24 protein-coding genes are annotated in these 14700 nt (G+C 65.6%); 4 read left to right on the top strand and 20 right to left on the bottom strand.

Translation table 11 applies throughout. From position 1 onward, the window contains the following. The first annotated feature begins 33 nt into the window (after positions 1-33). The 4 genes from NBE95_RS07060 to NBE95_RS07075 all read left to right on the top strand — a co-directional run bounded on the left by NBE95_RS07060 (position 34) and on the right by NBE95_RS07075 (position 1595). Complete coding sequence (locus NBE95_RS07060) at positions 34-465, top strand: Arc family DNA-binding protein (protein ID WP_289893200.1); 432 nt, start codon at positions 34-36, stop codon at positions 463-465. Between the two features lie 224 nt (positions 466-689). Continuing rightward, complete coding sequence (locus tag NBE95_RS07065) at positions 690-812, top strand: hypothetical protein (protein WP_289893201.1); 123 nt, start codon at positions 690-692, stop codon at positions 810-812. 94 nt (positions 813-906) lie between these two features. Further along, complete coding sequence (locus NBE95_RS07070) at positions 907-1125, top strand: hypothetical protein (protein WP_289893202.1); 219 nt, start codon at positions 907-909, stop codon at positions 1123-1125. 116 nt (positions 1126-1241) lie between these two features. Next, positions 1242-1595 (top strand): hypothetical protein, encoded by a 354-nt coding sequence (locus NBE95_RS07075; protein WP_289893203.1) that lies wholly within the window; start codon positions 1242-1244, stop codon positions 1593-1595. Between the two features lie 88 nt (positions 1596-1683). Here NBE95_RS07075 and NBE95_RS07080 read toward each other — a convergent pair whose 3' ends face one another. The 20 genes from NBE95_RS07080 to NBE95_RS07175 form a co-directional block, all read right to left on the bottom strand. Next, complete coding sequence (locus tag NBE95_RS07080) at positions 1684-2196, bottom strand: hypothetical protein (protein WP_289893204.1); 513 nt, start codon at positions 2194-2196, stop codon at positions 1684-1686. A gap of 2 nt (positions 2197-2198) precedes the next feature. Further along, positions 2199-2555, bottom strand: a complete 357-nt coding sequence (locus NBE95_RS07085; protein WP_289893205.1) for a hypothetical protein — start codon at positions 2553-2555, stop codon at positions 2199-2201. Further along, on the bottom strand, positions 2555-5014 hold the full coding sequence (locus NBE95_RS07090) for a hypothetical protein (protein ID WP_289893207.1): 2460 nt from the start codon (positions 5012-5014) through the stop codon (positions 2555-2557). The genes NBE95_RS07085 and NBE95_RS07090 overlap by 1 nt, the downstream gene beginning before the upstream one ends. Positions 5015-5023: 9 nt before the next feature. Beyond that, the gene (locus NBE95_RS07095; RefSeq protein WP_289893208.1) at positions 5024-6628 is read right to left on the bottom strand and encodes a terminase TerL endonuclease subunit; all 1605 of its coding nucleotides are present in this window, start codon (positions 6626-6628) and stop codon (positions 5024-5026) included. Then, positions 6628-7062 carry a phage terminase small subunit P27 family gene (locus NBE95_RS07100; RefSeq protein WP_289893209.1) on the bottom strand — a complete coding sequence of 145 codons (435 nt, stop codon included), beginning with the start codon at positions 7060-7062 and terminating at the stop codon, positions 6628-6630. The genes NBE95_RS07095 and NBE95_RS07100 overlap by 1 nt, the downstream gene beginning before the upstream one ends. Next, the gene (locus tag NBE95_RS07105; protein ID WP_289893210.1) at positions 7059-7379 is read right to left on the bottom strand and encodes a head-tail adaptor protein; all 321 of its coding nucleotides are present in this window, start codon (positions 7377-7379) and stop codon (positions 7059-7061) included. Before NBE95_RS07105 ends, NBE95_RS07100 begins: the two co-directional genes overlap by 4 nt. Beyond that, positions 7376-7849, bottom strand: coding sequence for a DUF3168 domain-containing protein (locus NBE95_RS07110; RefSeq protein WP_289893211.1), 474 nt, complete (start codon positions 7847-7849; stop codon positions 7376-7378). Before NBE95_RS07110 ends, NBE95_RS07105 begins: the two co-directional genes overlap by 4 nt. Then, positions 7846-8274 carry an HK97 gp10 family phage protein gene (locus NBE95_RS07115; protein ID WP_289893212.1) on the bottom strand — a complete coding sequence of 143 codons (429 nt, stop codon included), beginning with the start codon at positions 8272-8274 and terminating at the stop codon, positions 7846-7848. Before NBE95_RS07115 ends, NBE95_RS07110 begins: the two co-directional genes overlap by 4 nt. Continuing rightward, positions 8274-8582, bottom strand: coding sequence for a head-tail connector protein (locus NBE95_RS07120; RefSeq protein WP_289893213.1), 309 nt, complete (start codon positions 8580-8582; stop codon positions 8274-8276). The genes NBE95_RS07115 and NBE95_RS07120 overlap by 1 nt, the downstream gene beginning before the upstream one ends. Position 8583: 1 nt before the next feature. Beyond that, positions 8584-9030, bottom strand: a complete 447-nt coding sequence (locus tag NBE95_RS07125; RefSeq protein ID WP_289893214.1) for a hypothetical protein — start codon at positions 9028-9030, stop codon at positions 8584-8586. A 3-nt stretch (positions 9031-9033) separates the two neighbouring features. Continuing rightward, positions 9034-9513: a hypothetical protein gene (locus tag NBE95_RS07130; RefSeq protein ID WP_289893215.1), complete on the bottom strand. Its 480-nt coding sequence runs from the start codon at positions 9511-9513 to the stop codon at positions 9034-9036. Further along, positions 9510-9815, bottom strand: coding sequence for an HNH endonuclease signature motif containing protein (locus NBE95_RS07135; protein WP_289893216.1), 306 nt, complete (start codon positions 9813-9815; stop codon positions 9510-9512). Before NBE95_RS07135 ends, NBE95_RS07130 begins: the two co-directional genes overlap by 4 nt. Positions 9816-9901: 86 nt before the next feature. Then, positions 9902-10282: a hypothetical protein gene (locus tag NBE95_RS07140; RefSeq protein ID WP_289893217.1), complete on the bottom strand. Its 381-nt coding sequence runs from the start codon at positions 10280-10282 to the stop codon at positions 9902-9904. 13 nt (positions 10283-10295) lie between these two features. After that, positions 10296-11825 (bottom strand): phage major capsid protein, encoded by a 1530-nt coding sequence (locus tag NBE95_RS07145; protein WP_289893218.1) that lies wholly within the window; start codon positions 11823-11825, stop codon positions 10296-10298. Continuing rightward, positions 11825-12214, bottom strand: coding sequence for a hypothetical protein (locus NBE95_RS07150; RefSeq protein ID WP_289893219.1), 390 nt, complete (start codon positions 12212-12214; stop codon positions 11825-11827). The genes NBE95_RS07145 and NBE95_RS07150 overlap by 1 nt, the downstream gene beginning before the upstream one ends. Continuing rightward, positions 12201-13412, bottom strand: coding sequence for a phage portal protein (locus NBE95_RS07155; RefSeq protein ID WP_289893220.1), 1212 nt, complete (start codon positions 13410-13412; stop codon positions 12201-12203). The genes NBE95_RS07150 and NBE95_RS07155 overlap by 14 nt, the downstream gene beginning before the upstream one ends. Before the next feature lie 81 nt (positions 13413-13493). Then, on the bottom strand, positions 13494-13733 hold the full coding sequence (locus NBE95_RS07160; RefSeq protein ID WP_289893221.1) for a DNA-binding protein: 240 nt from the start codon (positions 13731-13733) through the stop codon (positions 13494-13496). 141 nt (positions 13734-13874) lie between these two features. After that, on the bottom strand, positions 13875-14006 hold the full coding sequence (locus tag NBE95_RS07165; protein ID WP_289893222.1) for a hypothetical protein: 132 nt from the start codon (positions 14004-14006) through the stop codon (positions 13875-13877). 10 nt (positions 14007-14016) lie between these two features. After that, on the bottom strand, positions 14017-14235 hold the full coding sequence (locus NBE95_RS07170; RefSeq protein WP_289893223.1) for a hypothetical protein: 219 nt from the start codon (positions 14233-14235) through the stop codon (positions 14017-14019). Between the two features lie 2 nt (positions 14236-14237). Further along, positions 14238-14693, bottom strand: coding sequence for a hypothetical protein (locus NBE95_RS07175; protein WP_289893224.1), 456 nt, complete (start codon positions 14691-14693; stop codon positions 14238-14240). Positions 14694-14700 lie beyond the last annotated feature (7 nt).

The following is a 14700-nucleotide window of genomic DNA, read 5'->3' on the forward strand; positions in this document are numbered from 1 at the left end:
CTATTGCGATCATAAGGCATGAAGGAAGCTCAAATGGTGCAAGACTCCCCGAGCCGGAAGATGGATCAGTTCATCGTCCGTCTGCCGGACGGCATGCGCGACCGGATCAAGGCTGCCGCGGAGACGAACAACCGCAGCATGAATGCCGAGATCGTTGCCGCGCTTGAAGCGGCATATCCGGCCCCGCCTACAGAGAACTTTGCTATCTGGCTTAGCCTTGAGAAAGAAAGAATAAAAACGGTCCTAGAGGCGGATGAGCTCTGGCATCTAGCTCAAGACGCCAAGGATTCCCCAGACTACTTCGACATGACTCAGCGCGTGTTTCAAATCCACAAGAAAATTGATGCATTGAGAGATCGTCAAGCAGAGATTCTTGACCCCGAAATGGTGGCATTACTTGAGAGATTGTACAAAGCTGGCACCCTGGAAAAGCTGATCGAACAAGCATCGCCCATCATAGACTGAGCCATGACTCTGATCCCCAACGAGCGTACGAAGCTGCTGGCGAACGCGCTGGACCGCGCCTCGACGGCATGCATTGCCGTGGGCTTGATCGGCCCGACCGTTGCGACCACCAACGACGGGAACCCTCTGCACCTGTCCTGGGTTGCCATCCTGTCGAGCGGCGCTTGGATTCTAGCCGCTGTTGCCCTACATTTGGGGGCGAGGCATGTTCTCGGGAGGCTGAAATGAACGGCGCTGCCATCTTCTTCTTCTTCGGCCTGCCCGCGCTGATCGCTGCGGCGGGTTGGGGTGCCGTGCTGCTGAACGACTGGAACGAGCGCCGGCGGGCGCATCATCCGGCCGAGTAAATCGCCCGCCAGGCCCTTGAAATTGAACAGATACAATTCCTAGCTGTGATCAAGGCGGGCAATGTTGCTCGCTTTGTCAGAGATGGAGAGGAAATTGGCGGATAAAACCGTTGCGGTTAAAGAAGAAAACGTCGCAAAAGTTGCATACGACATGGCAAGGGACCTTTGGTTGAACGAGTATCAGGAAGTGCCAAAGGCCTCGGACTCCACCTTTATTGGACTCGTTGCTGCATGCGCCGGCGCACTCAAGGCGCATACCAGTCCCTACGAAAGCTTGGTCAATTACATCGCCAAGAACTTCCCCAAGAACTGACCTTTTTACATATCTCCAAGAGGGGCGCGCCCTGCGCCTCTCACCCGAACATCGCGTCGAACCGCGGGGCCGTCAGCTTGCGGACGCGTAGGCCGGGGGCTCTGCCGGCATCATAGTTGAACCTGCTGAAACACGACTGCGAACAGAACTGCCCGCGTTTTCCCCACCGATTCCGGAAGATCTTGCCGCAGCCCCGGCAGGGGATCATCTGGCGCGCCCGCTTGGCCGCGTTCTTGCAAGCCCGGCTGCAATGCACCTGGTCTGCCCGCAGCGGAGAAAACAGCGCTTGGCAATGCGGGCAGACCTTTCCATTCGTGAGCCGCCGCCGATCCCGCCGGCTTCTGTCCCGGCAGGCGACGCTGCAAAACAGCGCGCTCGCTTTCATGGCAACGGGGATCAGTCCCGCACAGAAGGTGCAGGAACGGGCGGCCCGCTCCTCCTCGCGCGCCTGCCGTTCCATTTGTCGGTAATGAGCATTGTAGCAGGATCTGCTGCACCACCCCCGCCGCGCTGTCGAGCCCGCCGGCAAAGGCTTTCCGCAGCCTTCGCACCGCGCCGTCAGATCGAGCGGACCGCCATCATCACGGCCAGATCCTCGCCCGCAGCCTTCAGCCGGCCGAGGCGGTGCGCATGGTTTGACTGGCAGAGCTTCCCGCAGAACTTGAAATGCCCCTCGGGCAAGGGCGCGTGACAGCGGATGCAGCGGGTCCGCTCGATCAGGGTTCCGCCTTCGATTGTCCATTCCGGTTGTCCTTCGTTCCAGTCCGGGCGCAGCCGCGCGCCCGCAGCCCGCAAGGCATCGTCGAGAAGATCGCGGGCCAGCAGATCGGCCGTGAGCCAGCCCCAGCCCTGAAGACAAAGATCTGCCCTAACGCCAGCCCGCAAAGGGCCTTCCATTCCCCAGAGCGAGCCTGTCACGCCCTCCTCGAAAGCGAGCCGAATGACGCGCGCCAGTTCTTTGGTCAGTGCGCTTGCGTGACCCGGCCCGAGGCGGCCGCGCCGGGCATCGCGTTCCTGCCGCGCCTGCTTGCGCTTGCTGGCCTCGGTCTCCGCAAAATCCGAATGCCGCACCTTCACCCCATCACCGCGTCGAGGAGCGCCGCGCTGATCGGGTGCGCCGAAACCGGAGGCAACGCCTTGACGCCCTCGGGCGCCCGCGCCTTGGCATAGGCTTGGTCGAGCCAGGCCTGATCCATCGCCAGCAGGATATTGACGTGATGCGGGGCGAGCGGCAGGCGGTGCAGCTGGCACCACGCGGCAATCTCGCTGGGCTGGATCGAATTCGGCCCGGCTGGGTGATAGGTTCGCGTGGCGGATAGGCCCTGAAAGGCGTTCCACAGCAGCAGACCAGCCTCGGGGGGACAGCCTCTCTTGCCGCGCAGGGCGGCTACCACGGCGGCGCACAGGCGCTTTTTCAGACGTTCAGTCATCAGCGCTTCCTCGGGTTGCGTTGATACTGCTGGATGCGGCCAGGGATCGAGGCGCTGACAGTCTTGCCCATGGCCTGCGCAGCCGCGCCGGCGCGCTCATCCACAAAGGCGGTCAGGTTGCCGCTGTTCGGGTCCACCCCGACCGTGACATGCACCGCCTGCGGTCCCGAGGATGCGCTCGGCACCTGCTGCCCCTTGTGGTGGTCAGTGATGGTCTCGCGCGGGTGGACCATGGCGAGCCGGCCGCCCTTGCCGTCAAGCCCGCCGGTGCGCGGCCCGTCGCCGGTATAGCCGCCGCTGTCGAAGGACAGCATGCTGCCCAAACCCTGGAAGAACCCCGTGTTGCCCGTGAATGCATCCAGAAGTCCCATGACGCCCTTGAGGAGCTGGACCTTACCGATCTCGGCCAGCATCTGGGCAAAAGCCTCCTTGCCCGACATCGAACCGTCGATGATCGCGCCGAACATGTCCTGCAAGGCGTCCCTGCCGCGCTGCGAATGGTCCTGAATGGTTTGCAGCTTCTCTGCGGCATCCTCTGCATTGAGGCCGGCCGTGACATAGGCCTGCGCCAGCTTGTCGATTTCGGCTTCCAGTTGGGGCGTGATCGCCTTGCCCTCCTGCTGTGCCGCGTGCAGAAGCTCGGCCTTCTTGCGGGCGAATTCGAGGGCGTCGCCATAGTCCTTGCCGCTGGTGGCGACAGCCGCCATGACCAGCGCCTCAGCCTCAAGCGCGGCGGTCTGTTCCCGGATCTGTTCCGCGCCGCGCGTGAACTCGTCCTGCCGGCCGGCGCCGCCCCGGCCACGCTTCGACTTGGAGGAACCACCGCCCTTGCCCGTCGATGCCCGCGCCGCATCGCCGGCAAGCGAGGCCTCCGCAAAGCCGCGCACCTGGTCGTCGGACAGCACCGCGCCGGCATCCTTGGCGCGCTTGCGCACCTCGGCCATCTCGCGTTCCAGCGCGATCTGTTCCCTGGTCGCAGTATTGCGCGCGGTCTCGGATGCGGTGAAACGGTCGTTGGCCTCGGCCAGGGCCGTGGCGCTGTCCATCGAGGCCTTTTCCGCCGCCTGGCGCTGGCGCATGGCATCGAGGTTCGCCTTGTCGGCCGAGGTGCCGGCCGCAGCGGCCAAGGCGCCCTTGAGACTGTTCGCCAGCGAAATCACCCCGGCGATGGTGCCGCCGAGACTGCCCAGCTGGCCGATGACCGCCGCGAAGGAAATGCCGTCGATCTCCCCGAGGCCCTGCACCGCACTGTCGGCGCGGTCGCGCACGTCCACCAGCTTGGCGGTAAAGTCTTCGGCGCTGGTTTCGCCGTTCTGGAACTCGGCCACGGCGCGCTGCATCTCATCGGCCAGCGACTGCAAGGCATCGGCCGCGCCGGTCTCACCCATCATGCGCAGCTGCGCCGCCGTTTCCAGCAGCACCGGCACCGTCATGCCGGCCGCATCGGCCAGGCCGTCATACTGCGCGTTCAGCCCTTGCAGGGAACCGGCCAGTTCCTCGGCCGCAGCCATGTTCTGTTCAAGGGTCTCATAGCCTTCATCGCCGATGAGCTGCCGGCCCCGGCCCTCGTTCGGGAACAGCGCATCGAGATGCGCCTCGAAATCCGCAAGCACCCCGAGCGAGGTGGCGACATCGACAACCACCTGCTTGAAGAAATTGCCGGCCGAGGTCTGCAACTTGCGGAAGCGCCGATCCAGATCCTGCGCCTTGGCGATCATCTCGTCATCGAGGACGGCGCCGGCTTCGTGGGCGCGGGCGATGGTGTCGCGCAAGGCGTTCTCGCCCTGCCCCAGCAGTTGCACGAACTGCTCGCCGCCGGTGCCGCCGAACAGCTCATCAGCGATGCGGATCTGCGCCGCCTTGTCCATGCCTTCCAGGCGCTGCATGATTTCCAGCATCAGCGCCGAGGGGTCTTTCAGCTTCTTCTTCAGATCCTCGGCCCGATAGCCCAGCCGGCCGAAGGCCTCGGCCGCCGGCCCGGCCCCCGTGCTGATCAACTCGTCGGCCCGCAGCGACAGTTCCTTGAACCCATCGACCAGCGCATCGATGCTGATCCGGTTCGAGTCAGCCACGAACTTCCATTCCTGGAAGGCCTGCATCGAAAGGCCGGCGCGTTTGGCCTCGTCCCCGATCTCGGCAATGCCGGCCACCACCTGGCGCGAGCTGCTGATCAGCTCAGTCATGCCCCCGATTGCCACGCCACCAAGGAAGCCGCCGGCCAGTGCCTTACCCATGGAGCCGATGCTGCCGGTCACGCTGGCGACCGACTGGCGCACACTGCTGGCGGATCGCGCCATGTCCTGTTCCATCTGCCGGGTGGCCGAGCGCGAGCCGCGCCGCAGGCCCTGATAGGTCCGAGTGCCGGTGCCTTCGGCCTGCCGCATCCGCTTCTCGAAATCTGAAATCCGGGCTTCCAGCATCACCACAAGGCGTTCGTCCGCCCCCACGCTCGCGTTCATTGCGGCCCCCTATGCCATCCACATGTCTTCGGTGAACCAGCTCGCGGCGCTGGTGAATTGCTCCTCGCCCGCCGCCGCTCGGGCCACGGCCATGGCCGCCGCGACGGCGCCATCGATCTTGTTGCCGGACTTGCCCTTGTGGAACATGCGGTTGCCGGCCTTGTCGGTCTCGACCTGAATGTTCGAGAAGTTCCAGCGAAGAACCGGGTGCCCGCCATGCGCCAGCCCGCCCGACAGGATGGCGCGTTCCAGTTCCTTCACTGCCGGCGCCATGCTGACCCAGCCTTGCCGGAACTCGACCGCCGGCAAGCCGTCCTCGTTCAGGCTCGCCATCATCGACCGGCCGAATGTCGGGTCGAAAGCCGATTCCTTGACGTTGAACCGGGCATAGAGCTCGCGGATATGATCTTCGACCATGCGCAGATCGACGGTATTGCCCGGCGTCGGGATGATGAAGCTATCCTCTGCCCATTGCAGGTAATCGACACCGTGCAGCTCGCCCCGGGCCCGCAGGTTGTCCTCTGGGCAGAAGAACCACGGCCATACCTGATAGCCATTGCCGTCGCGCCAGGCGGCGACAACCACAGTCAGATCCTCGTTCTTGGAAAGGTCGACCCCGAGCCAGCAAGGCGCCTGGGTGATTTCCATCTCCTCCAGATCGACCTCGCGCGCGCCGGCATCGTAAACCTGCATCTCGACAAAGGGCGAGGTGGACTGGTCGAGCCAGCGGTTCAGGTTGAATTGCAGGAAGCTGTCGCGGTCGAAAGGCGAATGCAGGGCCTTCCTGGCCTTGTCCCGATAGGCGTCGATGTCGGGGTAGCCATGCGGCAGGCCGGGATTGACCGCGAACCAGAGATCCTCGTCCTGCCAATCGTCCTCGGGCTCGGCCATGAAGATCACCGGCAGGGTGGCCGGGTCGTCGATCTCGCCCTTCTGCACCTTCATGGCATATTCGACGGTCTTCCAGGCGAGGTTCTCCTGGCCGCGCCCCGAGGTGCTGGCGACGATCATCAGGGTTCCGGGCACCTTGACCAGCGCCGAATCCAGCGCCTCCCACTGCTTCAGGCCCGGCCGGCCTTCCCAGGCGTGAAGTTCGTCGGCGATGACCACGTTCGGGGTCTTGCCGTGCTGGGTCTTGCCATCCGAGGCGATGGCGACATAGCGCGTCCCGGCCTTCTGGCAGGAAATGCGCGAGACATATTCCCGGACCTGCAAATGCTTCTCCAGGCGCTTGTCGTTGTTGATGATCAACGCGGCCTCGTTGAACAGTTCCATCGCCTGTTCATGAGCCGATGCCGCCGAGATGGTCAGCCCGCCCGCCTCGCGCTCGGTGCCCAGCAGGTGCAGAAGCGTCATCGCCGCACACAGCGAGGTCTTGCGGTTGCCGCGCGGCAGCAGAAGCACCACCCGCCGCACCACGCGGGTGCCATCGGGATGGCGTGGGCCATAGATGCGACGAATGATCCGTTCCTGCCACGGATCGAGCTGAAAGGCCCGGCCCGGAAGCTTACTTTTCGGGTGCTTGAGCATCCGCAGCCATTTCACCGCGGCCTCGCCCCGGCCCATGGGATCAGGGATTTCATCGTCGTTGTCGATCCAGGACGGTCGCAGCATCAGCCCAGCAACCCCGCAGAGAACAGATCATCGTTGCCCTCGCTGTCCTCGACCATCGGACGCGAGCGCGAGACCGGGGTGCAGCCGAGCTCGGCCGCCAGAAGCCTGGCGCGGGTCATGGCGTCGGACTGAATGGAGACAGCCGGGTTCTTGCGGATGCCGATCAGTAGCGAATTGCCATCCTTGTCCAGCTTGTAGACCTTCTGGACGTGGCCGAGCTTGCGGATTTCCCGCTCCATCTCGCGCACCGTGCCCTGCGCCACGCAATAGTTCTCGAAGGTGCCGAGGTCCGCCTCGGTCAGGATGCGGCGCTGCGCCAGCATCGGCAGGATGCGCCGCCATTCCTCCTTGGCATCCTCGGAAAACCACTCTGGCGCCGGCATGTCCTCCAGCGCGTCCAGGTCGGTCTTGATGTTCGGCTTTGCGCCCCTCATCTGTCGATCCTCATGCATTCGAGGTCCAAGCCCTTGCGCCGGCCGATAGGCTCGACCCGCGTGATCTCGAACAGCTGGTTGTTCCATGCCAGCCGATCCGAGACCTTCACCTGGTCGCTGAACCGCACCCGGAAAACGACCGTCAGTTCCACCCTCGCGCCGTCCGGGCCGGGACGGTCCACCAGCCCTTGGGAAACACGCTCGGCCCGCAGCGTGGCGACCTCGTAGGGATCGCCCGCCACTGGGGTGCCGGCATCGTTCACCGAGAAGCCGCGCCGCTCGATCACCACGATCTCGACCAGCCGACCGGACTTCATGACAGCACCTCGCAAACCAGGGCCTCGACCACGACGACGCCATGGGCGAACTCGCCGTTGGGATCGCGCAGGAAGCGCATCGAGGACACGCGCGCGTCGGCGCAGTGATAGGGCGCGGCAAGGACCAGGCGGCCGGCGTGAACGGCGCGGCGCAGCTCGCCGGCGATGGTCTTGACGCCCTCCAGCGAGATTTCCTTCTTCCAGACATGCAGGCTGTGATAGATGCGCGTATGCGCACGCCGCAGGCTGGTGCCGGCATCGACGGCCTGGCTGTCGCCCAGGATGATCGCCGGCTGTTCCGGGGCGCGCGACACATCGGTGGACCCGTAGTTCACCGGCAAAGGCCCGGCCGGGAAAAGGTCCGCCAGCGCCACATGGGTGTCGATGATCCTGTTCGGCCGAACCCCCAGCGCGGCCCAGGTGGTCAGGCGCGCCCGCAGCCCCTTTTGCAATTCCAGATCCGCGCTCATTTCGCCTCCCGGATCGCTTTGCCAACAGCGCGCTTGATGCGGTTCAGCGCGCGCTTTCGCGTCAGCCGGAAGGACGGCCAGAAGAACGGATGCGGCGGGACCGTGGTGCCCCCGAAGCCGTTGCCATGTCCGTATTCGACCAGGTGCGCATAGCGCACATCCGCATTGCCGGCAGTGATTGCCGCCGTGAGCTCGGGAACCACCATGCTGCCGCCGGGCTGGGAATAGGGCGGCGTGGACAGGCCGGGGCCGGTGACCTTGATCGAATCCCGCAGGTCGCCATCATCCACCGGCACGGTGGCGCGCATCACGTCCGCGACCTCATCGGCGGATTTCACCAGCGCCGGCACCACGGCACGGCGCGCCGCCTCGGGCACGGCGCGCATGTGGCGCTGGAACTTCGCAAGGCCACCGTCATCCGACATCAGAAGGTCCACTCCCTGAAACCGTCCACGATATCCCGGACGCCGAAAGGCAGTTCCCGGCCCATGTCGGTCGCCGACTCGCGGTTCTCGAACCACCAGGCCACGAGTTGCAGAACCGCCTCCTTGAGCGCAGGCGGGACGGGCCGCAGCGATTCGTCGTCGAAACGCTGTTCGATGCGGAAACCGAGCATCCGCTCGATATGGTTCTGCGCGGCATCGATCTTTCCGGCGATCAGCCAATCATCCTCGTCATGCGATGGGGTCAGCCCGAGTTGTTCCTTTGCATCCTGAAGCGTGACAATCGGCATATCAGGCATCCTCGCTGCGGATCGTTTGCGAACTGGGCAGGATATCGGCTTGCAGCTTCATGATGCTGTTCGCCGTGTCGAAGACCTCGGACAGCCCCACCACCAGCCCGAACCACGCCCGCCAGCGGGCACCGCCCGGAAAGACCAGGCGGACAGGGTAATGCTCACGGGCGCGTGATGCCTGCCACAGGATCGCCTGTCCGACATCCCCCGGGTCTTGCCCGAAGATGATCTGCACGGGCGGCCGGCGCACCAGGCCCTTCATCAGTTCCTCGGCACCGCCCGGCGATTCCAGATGCGTAGCATCGACGATGTCCCACGCCACACCCAGCATGCCGATCGCCTCGGCCTCGCCGATCTCGACCCAGCCGGAAGCCGGCACCGTCCCCGGCGTCTCGGTCGGAGCATCGGCGATGAAGATCCGGCTTCCGGCGGTCGGGTAGAGCATGGGTCAGGCCTCGTCCGCGTCCACCTTGACCACGTTCGAGTTCACCCACAGCGTGGCGTTCAGCTTCATGACGCTGTTCGCGCTGTCGAGCGCCTCGACCGCGCTCGCGACCTTCGCCACAAAATAGCGCATGGACGGCGTGCCGCCGGGCGGGGCGTCGTTCAGCACCAGGCGGAAGGCGTAATCATGCGGGGTCTTCTCCGCTGCGATCACCGCGATCTGCCCCGCGTCGGCATAGTCGATGCCGCAAACCACCTCCATGGAGCCGGCGTTGCGGGTGCCCTTCAGGCGCCGGGTGCGAGAAGCCGCGATGCTGTCGAAGGTGATTTCCGCCGAACTGTCGCCCACCGAGCCGAGCCCCTCGGTCTCGCCGATCTCGACCCAGGTCTGCGAGGTGAAATCCGCCGCCACGAAGTCGGCGGACTTCGCCGCCAGTGCGGCGCCGATATAGAGCTTGGCGCCATTGGTCGCGTAGATGGTCATTGCTGATCCTTTCGGGTGCTGCGCCGTTCCAGCCGTTGCTTGGCGCTGTTGTGATGATGGGCGCAAAGGCCCTGCCAGTTGCCGGGATCGTCCCGCAGCTTCGCATCGCCCTTGTGCGGAATGACGTGATCCACATGGGTGGCGAGTGCCGGCCCTCCCTTGTGCCCAAGATCGCAGCCCGGCCATTTGCAGAAGCGGTTCTCGGGCCGGCCGAGGAAGGCCTTGCGGGCCTTCTCCCATGACCGGCCATAGCCGCGCTGGCTGCTGTTCGGCCGGGTCTTGTCGAATCGGGCCTTGCGCATGGCGTCGAGCGTCGCCTGGCACGGGCACCGCATCCCGAAGGGAACACGGCGCCCGCAGGGGCAGAGGCGAGGCGCGCGCACCGGCATCAGGCCACCGGGCGGCTGTCGGGGACGATGATCGCCGTGGCGCCGGCCGCGATGCTGGTGCCGCTGGCACGGGTCAGCGACAGGCGCACGAACCGCTTGTAGCCGCGATAGCCCAGCCGGTAGACGCTGGACGCCGCCAGTGCCGCCGGGGCGTTGCTGTCCATCTCCTCCGCCGCGACATTGGTCCAGCCGCTGGCGCCGGTATCGCTTTCCTGCAAGGTCACGCCGAAGACGCCCGAGCCGGCGATCTCGCCGGTGTTCACGACGAAGGCCGCGCGGCCAGCGCCCTTGAGGTCGATCGCCGCGCCTTGCGCCGCCGCCGTCTGCACCGCGGGCGCCAGCGCCTGGATGGCGGCGATGTTCGAGTAAAGGTCACGCATCGTTTCATGCTCCTCAGCTGGTCGCCATGCGAAGTTTGCGGAAGCGCGCGGCCTGCAAGACGCCGCCGCCCACGCGCCGGGTGGCGTGGATGCGGGTGATGCCGTTGGTCGCGCGGGTGTAGGGATCGACCAGGACCGACATCGAGGTGCGGTCGATGATCCGATAGGCCGAGAAATCGCCGTAGATGATCGGGAAGGCGTTGGCCGCGATATCGGGCATGTCCACCATCTCGATCACCGGACGGCCGAGGATGGTCTCGGGCTGGCCGGCCTGGAAGCTCGGCTGCCACAGGAACCGGCCGTCGCCATCCTTCAGCAGGCGCAGCTTGCCCAGGGTGGTGCCGTTCATCGCCCAGGCGCCGCGATTGCGATAGGTCGCCGGCAGGGCGTAAAGCAGGCCGATCAGCGCATCCGCCGACAGGGTGGTGGCGTGGCCGTTCGCGGTCGAGGCGATACCCTCGTGGACCATGAAGCCTTCGGGTTCGAGGACGCCCTGCCCCAGGACGAAGGCGCGGGCCTCTTTCTGGCCGAAGTCCTCGGACAGCGCCGTGCGCACCTCGGTCTCGGCCTGCGGGGCGTCGGCCAGCAGGCGGTTCGAGATATCCACGAAGGTCGCCAGCTCCTTCGGCTCCATCTCCTTCTGGCCGAAGCTGATGTCCGATTCCGTGCGGGTCTGGGTCTCGCCAGCCCAACGGGCATTGGTGATATCGCCACGCGTCGGATAGAGCACCGAGGGAGCCGAGGTCGAGCGCACCGAGGCGAACTGGCGGATCGGGCTGATCTCGACCAGATCGCGGATGATCTCGGCCGAGAGTTCGGGCGGGGCGAGATAGCCGCCCTGCGGATCGCTGGCAACGATCAGCGCCTTGCGCTCGGCCTCGGGGATCTGGTTGCCGAGGCGCAGGTAATGCGCGAAGGCCTTGCGCTCCTCGGTCGGCTCATCCTCGGCCTTGGTCTCGGTCGCCGGGCGGTTCATCTTGGCTTCCAGCTTGTCGAGCCGGGCCGTCAGGGCCGAGGTATCGGCCTTCTTCTCGAGGTCGGTCATCTTGGCTTCCAACGCCGCGATACCGCCCTCGTCCTTGTCTTCGGTCTTGTCCGTCATGGTCATGTCCTTTGCTGACGTGATGCGCGCGCCGGGATGCATCGGCACCGCGACCACGCTGATTTCGAGAAGATCGACGGCATGCAGATCGCGGCCGCCGCCGCGCCGCGCCGCCTTGCGGGTGGCGACATAGCCGATGGAAAGGCCTTGCAAGGCCTTGGCGAGGATCAGGTCGCGAACCTCGCGCGCCCGCTGCACGGTCAGGGTCAGGCGGCCCTTGACCCGCAGGCCCTCCATGGTCTCGGTGCCTTCCTCCCAGACGCCGATCACCTCGGCCTGGTCATGGCCGGCAAGCATCGGAATGGGGAAGCTCGCGCCCGAGAACGCGCCCTTGTGGACGATATCGCCACCCCGATCCGTGGTGCCGAAGACCGAGGCCAGACCCTCGATCCGGCCTTCTTCATCGACGCTGAACGCAGCCTTGCTTTCGATCCGATCCATCAGCCGCGCCTCCAGAAGGCCGCACGGTCGGAGGCGAAGCCATCGACCTGCTGTTGCACCCAGAGCGCGGCGCGCAGGAAGCGCACGACATTGGCTTGCGAGAAGGGCACCGGCGCACCGTCCTCCTTCACGTCCCAGCCCAGGACGCAGCGGGCCAGCGTGTTGAGGCGGGCCTTCTCGCGATCCGCCGCCGAAACCCGGCCATCGGCATCCGCCATCTCGGCCAGGTCATCGACCATTTGCACCCGGGCCCGCGCCTGGGTGGCACTGTCCGGGCCGGCGATGCGCAGGGTGATGCCCACCGGCTTCCCGGTCACGGGGTCCAGCAGATCGAAGTCGCGGCCCCGATCCTGATCCTGCGCATCGGCCAGAATGTCATTCAGTTGCATCGTCGTCCTCGGGTTGTTCCGGCGCCGGCTTTTCGGCCGGGGCAGCGGAAATGTTCGGGTTCAGGAACTCGTCGCCGCCCACGCGGGGCGGCAGGCCCAGCCATTGCCGGCCCTCGTTCGGGTTGATGGTGCGGCTGGAGATCAGGCTGTTGATGGTGGTGGCGCGGGTCGCCAGATCGGCGCGGGTCAGGTCGTCGCGGTCGAAGCGGATCACGTGATTCGCGCGCTCCTCGTCCGAGAACAGCGCCCGGCGCAGTGCGCCTTCCAACCCGCGCAGCCAGGGTTCCAGCGTGTAGGACAGGAACTCGCGGCCCTTCTGTTCCGAGTTCGACCAGGTGGCGCGCGACAGGTCGCCCACCATCGGCGCCGGGATGTTGAAGACCCGGGCGATCTCCTCGATCTGGAACCGGCGGTTTTCGAGGAACTGCGCATCCGTGCTGTTGAAGGTGAACGGCTCGAAGGTCATTCCGTCATAGAGCATCGCCGTGCGGCCCTGGTCCTCGCCTTCATGCGCGAGCCGCCACGCTGCCCGCGCCGCCTTGACGGCTTCTTCCTGCATGCCCTTGGGGATCAGCAGGGCGCCCGAGGGGCGGGCGCCACGGGTGAACAGCTTGCCGGCGTGGCGGTCGAGCGCGACAGCGATGCCGATGGCCTCTCGGGCCAGCGTCAGCGGCGAGCGGTCGAGGGGCGGCAGAAGGTGGACCACATCACGGGCCGGGATTGGCCGATTGGTCAGCCGGTAGCTGCGTTCGCCGGTCTCGGTATCGAGGTCGAATTGCAGCGAGGCCACGCGGTAGCGGATGATTTCGCGCGGCTCGCCGTTCACCCGGTTGACCCAGGCGAGACCGCCGGCGTCGTTCATCAGGGCGTCCCGGACAATCTGCCGGATCAGCTCAAAGCCCGTGGTCCAGTCGTTCGCCTCGTCACGCAGCAGGGACAGCAGCGGGTGGTCGGGCACGTCCACCTCGTCCTGCCCCTCGATCCGCTTCACGGTCACGTCGAGCGAGGCGACGGCTTCCGAGATCAGCTGGATCGCGTTCGCCACCACCGGCACCTTGAGCGCCTCGGCCTGGCTGACCACGATGCCCGTGGACGTGGTTTCCGTCAGCCCGAAGGCCGCCAGCAGCGCCGCATCGGGCGAGGCCAGCGACTTGCGCTCGGGCGCGAAGGCTTTGCGAAGATGGGTCCAGATGCTCATGGACCAGTTTATGCGGCTCGCCGCGCCGGTCTGATAAGCTCCAAGATCCTACAAAATCCTCCAAATTCCTACAAATCCATTTCAGGCCTTGCGCCGAAGCCAGGCCAAAAGCTCGGATCGGAACGCGAAATAGCTGCCCGACCCGGCCGGCTTGTAGATCGGAACCTCGGGCATCTGCGCCCAGGTGCGCGCCGTGTTGACGCTGACGCCGAGAACCTCGGCAATCTGGTTGAGGCCCCAGATCTTCCGCTCGGGGTCCAGCACGGCATCCACGCGCCACCGATCCAAAGGCGGTTGCTCCAATTTTTCCTGTTTCGCCATGGTGATTTCCTTCCGCCGCTCCTCTGTCATTCTTCCATCTATTTGAACTGAAATGAAAAAATCCTATTTCCCGCAAATGTTGCGCTTGCCACCCCGCGCCGGTCCCCGCCAAAGGGCCAAAATCGGGGACCACCCCCCGGGTCAGGTGACGCGGGTCCATTCGGCCGTCCGCCACAGGGTCAACCGCCCGAACAGGACCAATCGGCGCCGGGTCACCCGATATCGGCACCCGAACCCCTCGACGGTCTCGCTGCTGGTGATGATCTTCAGCATGCCGGCACCCTCACTCGACCACCCGGTCAACCACCGGCAGCCGGGCCTTCCGCGCCATGGTCTCGCCCATCAGGATTGCCGCCTCGTAGCTGCGCCCTTGCCAGACCATCTGCCTGCCCACTTCACCGCCGACGCCGAGGTCAGCCACCAGCACCACGAAGAAGAAGCTGTTGCCGGGGCAGGTAGCGATCTCGATACGGGCCGGCTCGGCCATCGCTGTCTCGGCCATGCTCATACTCGCACCCCCGCGCCCTGCAACTGCGCCACGGTCAGCAGCCGCTTGCCGAGGATGCAATCGAGAATGGCCGGGCTGAACGCCGACGACACGACAGGCGCACCGGCCCGCACCTTACCGGCCAGCATCTCCGCCGTCGCTTCGATGCCCCGCATCCGTTCATCCATCGACACGAACGCCTTTCCCGGCTCGCCCTCCCAGCGCCGTTGCTCCAGCCAACGGTCCGACGAAACCAGATACTGGGCATCCTTGCCCTGGTTGACCTGCCGATACCGCTGCGCCTCGCAGATGATGCGCTGCGGATCAGCCCCGCTTTTCTCAGCAGCCAGCCACAGCGCAAACGAGCGATCCCGCTGCCGGGCTTTCGGATGCACCTGCCAGAAGCGCTCGAAGGCCACGAGCGTGTCAGGATCGGGCACCGCCTCGCGCTCGCCCGCGCCCGTATGGTTCAAGGATGGT

Origin of the sequence: Paracoccus sp. TOH, assembly GCF_030388245.1 — a bacterium.
Lineage (GTDB): Bacteria > Pseudomonadota > Alphaproteobacteria > Rhodobacterales > Rhodobacteraceae > Paracoccus > Paracoccus simplex.

Coding starts and splice junctions, on each gene's coding strand:
- NBE95_RS07060 (WP_289893200.1), top strand. CDS start 34: ATGGTGCAAGACTCCCCGAGCCGGAAGATGGATCAGTTCATCGTCCGT.
- NBE95_RS07065 (WP_289893201.1), top strand. CDS start 690: ATGAACGGCGCTGCCATCTTCTTCTTCTTCGGCCTGCCCGCGCTGATC.
- NBE95_RS07085 (WP_289893205.1), bottom strand. CDS start 2,555: ATGACTGAACGTCTGAAAAAGCGCCTGTGCGCCGCCGTGGTAGCCGCC.
- NBE95_RS07090 (WP_289893207.1), bottom strand. CDS start 5,014: ATGAACGCGAGCGTGGGGGCGGACGAACGCCTTGTGGTGATGCTGGAA.
- NBE95_RS07095 (WP_289893208.1), bottom strand. CDS start 6,628: ATGCTGCGACCGTCCTGGATCGACAACGACGATGAAATCCCTGATCCC.
- NBE95_RS07100 (WP_289893209.1), bottom strand. CDS start 7,062: ATGAGGGGCGCAAAGCCGAACATCAAGACCGACCTGGACGCGCTGGAG.
- NBE95_RS07105 (WP_289893210.1), bottom strand. CDS start 7,379: ATGAAGTCCGGTCGGCTGGTCGAGATCGTGGTGATCGAGCGGCGCGGC.
- NBE95_RS07110 (WP_289893211.1), bottom strand. CDS start 7,849: ATGAGCGCGGATCTGGAATTGCAAAAGGGGCTGCGGGCGCGCCTGACC.
- NBE95_RS07115 (WP_289893212.1), bottom strand. CDS start 8,274: ATGTCGGATGACGGTGGCCTTGCGAAGTTCCAGCGCCACATGCGCGCC.
- NBE95_RS07120 (WP_289893213.1), bottom strand. CDS start 8,582: ATGCCGATTGTCACGCTTCAGGATGCAAAGGAACAACTCGGGCTGACC.
- NBE95_RS07125 (WP_289893214.1), bottom strand. CDS start 9,030: ATGCTCTACCCGACCGCCGGAAGCCGGATCTTCATCGCCGATGCTCCG.
- NBE95_RS07130 (WP_289893215.1), bottom strand. CDS start 9,513: ATGACCATCTACGCGACCAATGGCGCCAAGCTCTATATCGGCGCCGCA.
- NBE95_RS07135 (WP_289893216.1), bottom strand. CDS start 9,815: ATGCGCAAGGCCCGATTCGACAAGACCCGGCCGAACAGCAGCCAGCGC.
- NBE95_RS07140 (WP_289893217.1), bottom strand. CDS start 10,282: ATGCGTGACCTTTACTCGAACATCGCCGCCATCCAGGCGCTGGCGCCC.
- NBE95_RS07145 (WP_289893218.1), bottom strand. CDS start 11,825: ATGGATCGGATCGAAAGCAAGGCTGCGTTCAGCGTCGATGAAGAAGGC.
- NBE95_RS07150 (WP_289893219.1), bottom strand. CDS start 12,214: ATGCAACTGAATGACATTCTGGCCGATGCGCAGGATCAGGATCGGGGC.
- NBE95_RS07155 (WP_289893220.1), bottom strand. CDS start 13,412: ATGAGCATCTGGACCCATCTTCGCAAAGCCTTCGCGCCCGAGCGCAAG.
- NBE95_RS07160 (WP_289893221.1), bottom strand. CDS start 13,733: ATGGCGAAACAGGAAAAATTGGAGCAACCGCCTTTGGATCGGTGGCGC.
- NBE95_RS07165 (WP_289893222.1), bottom strand. CDS start 14,006: ATGCTGAAGATCATCACCAGCAGCGAGACCGTCGAGGGGTTCGGGTGC.
- NBE95_RS07170 (WP_289893223.1), bottom strand. CDS start 14,235: ATGGCCGAGACAGCGATGGCCGAGCCGGCCCGTATCGAGATCGCTACC.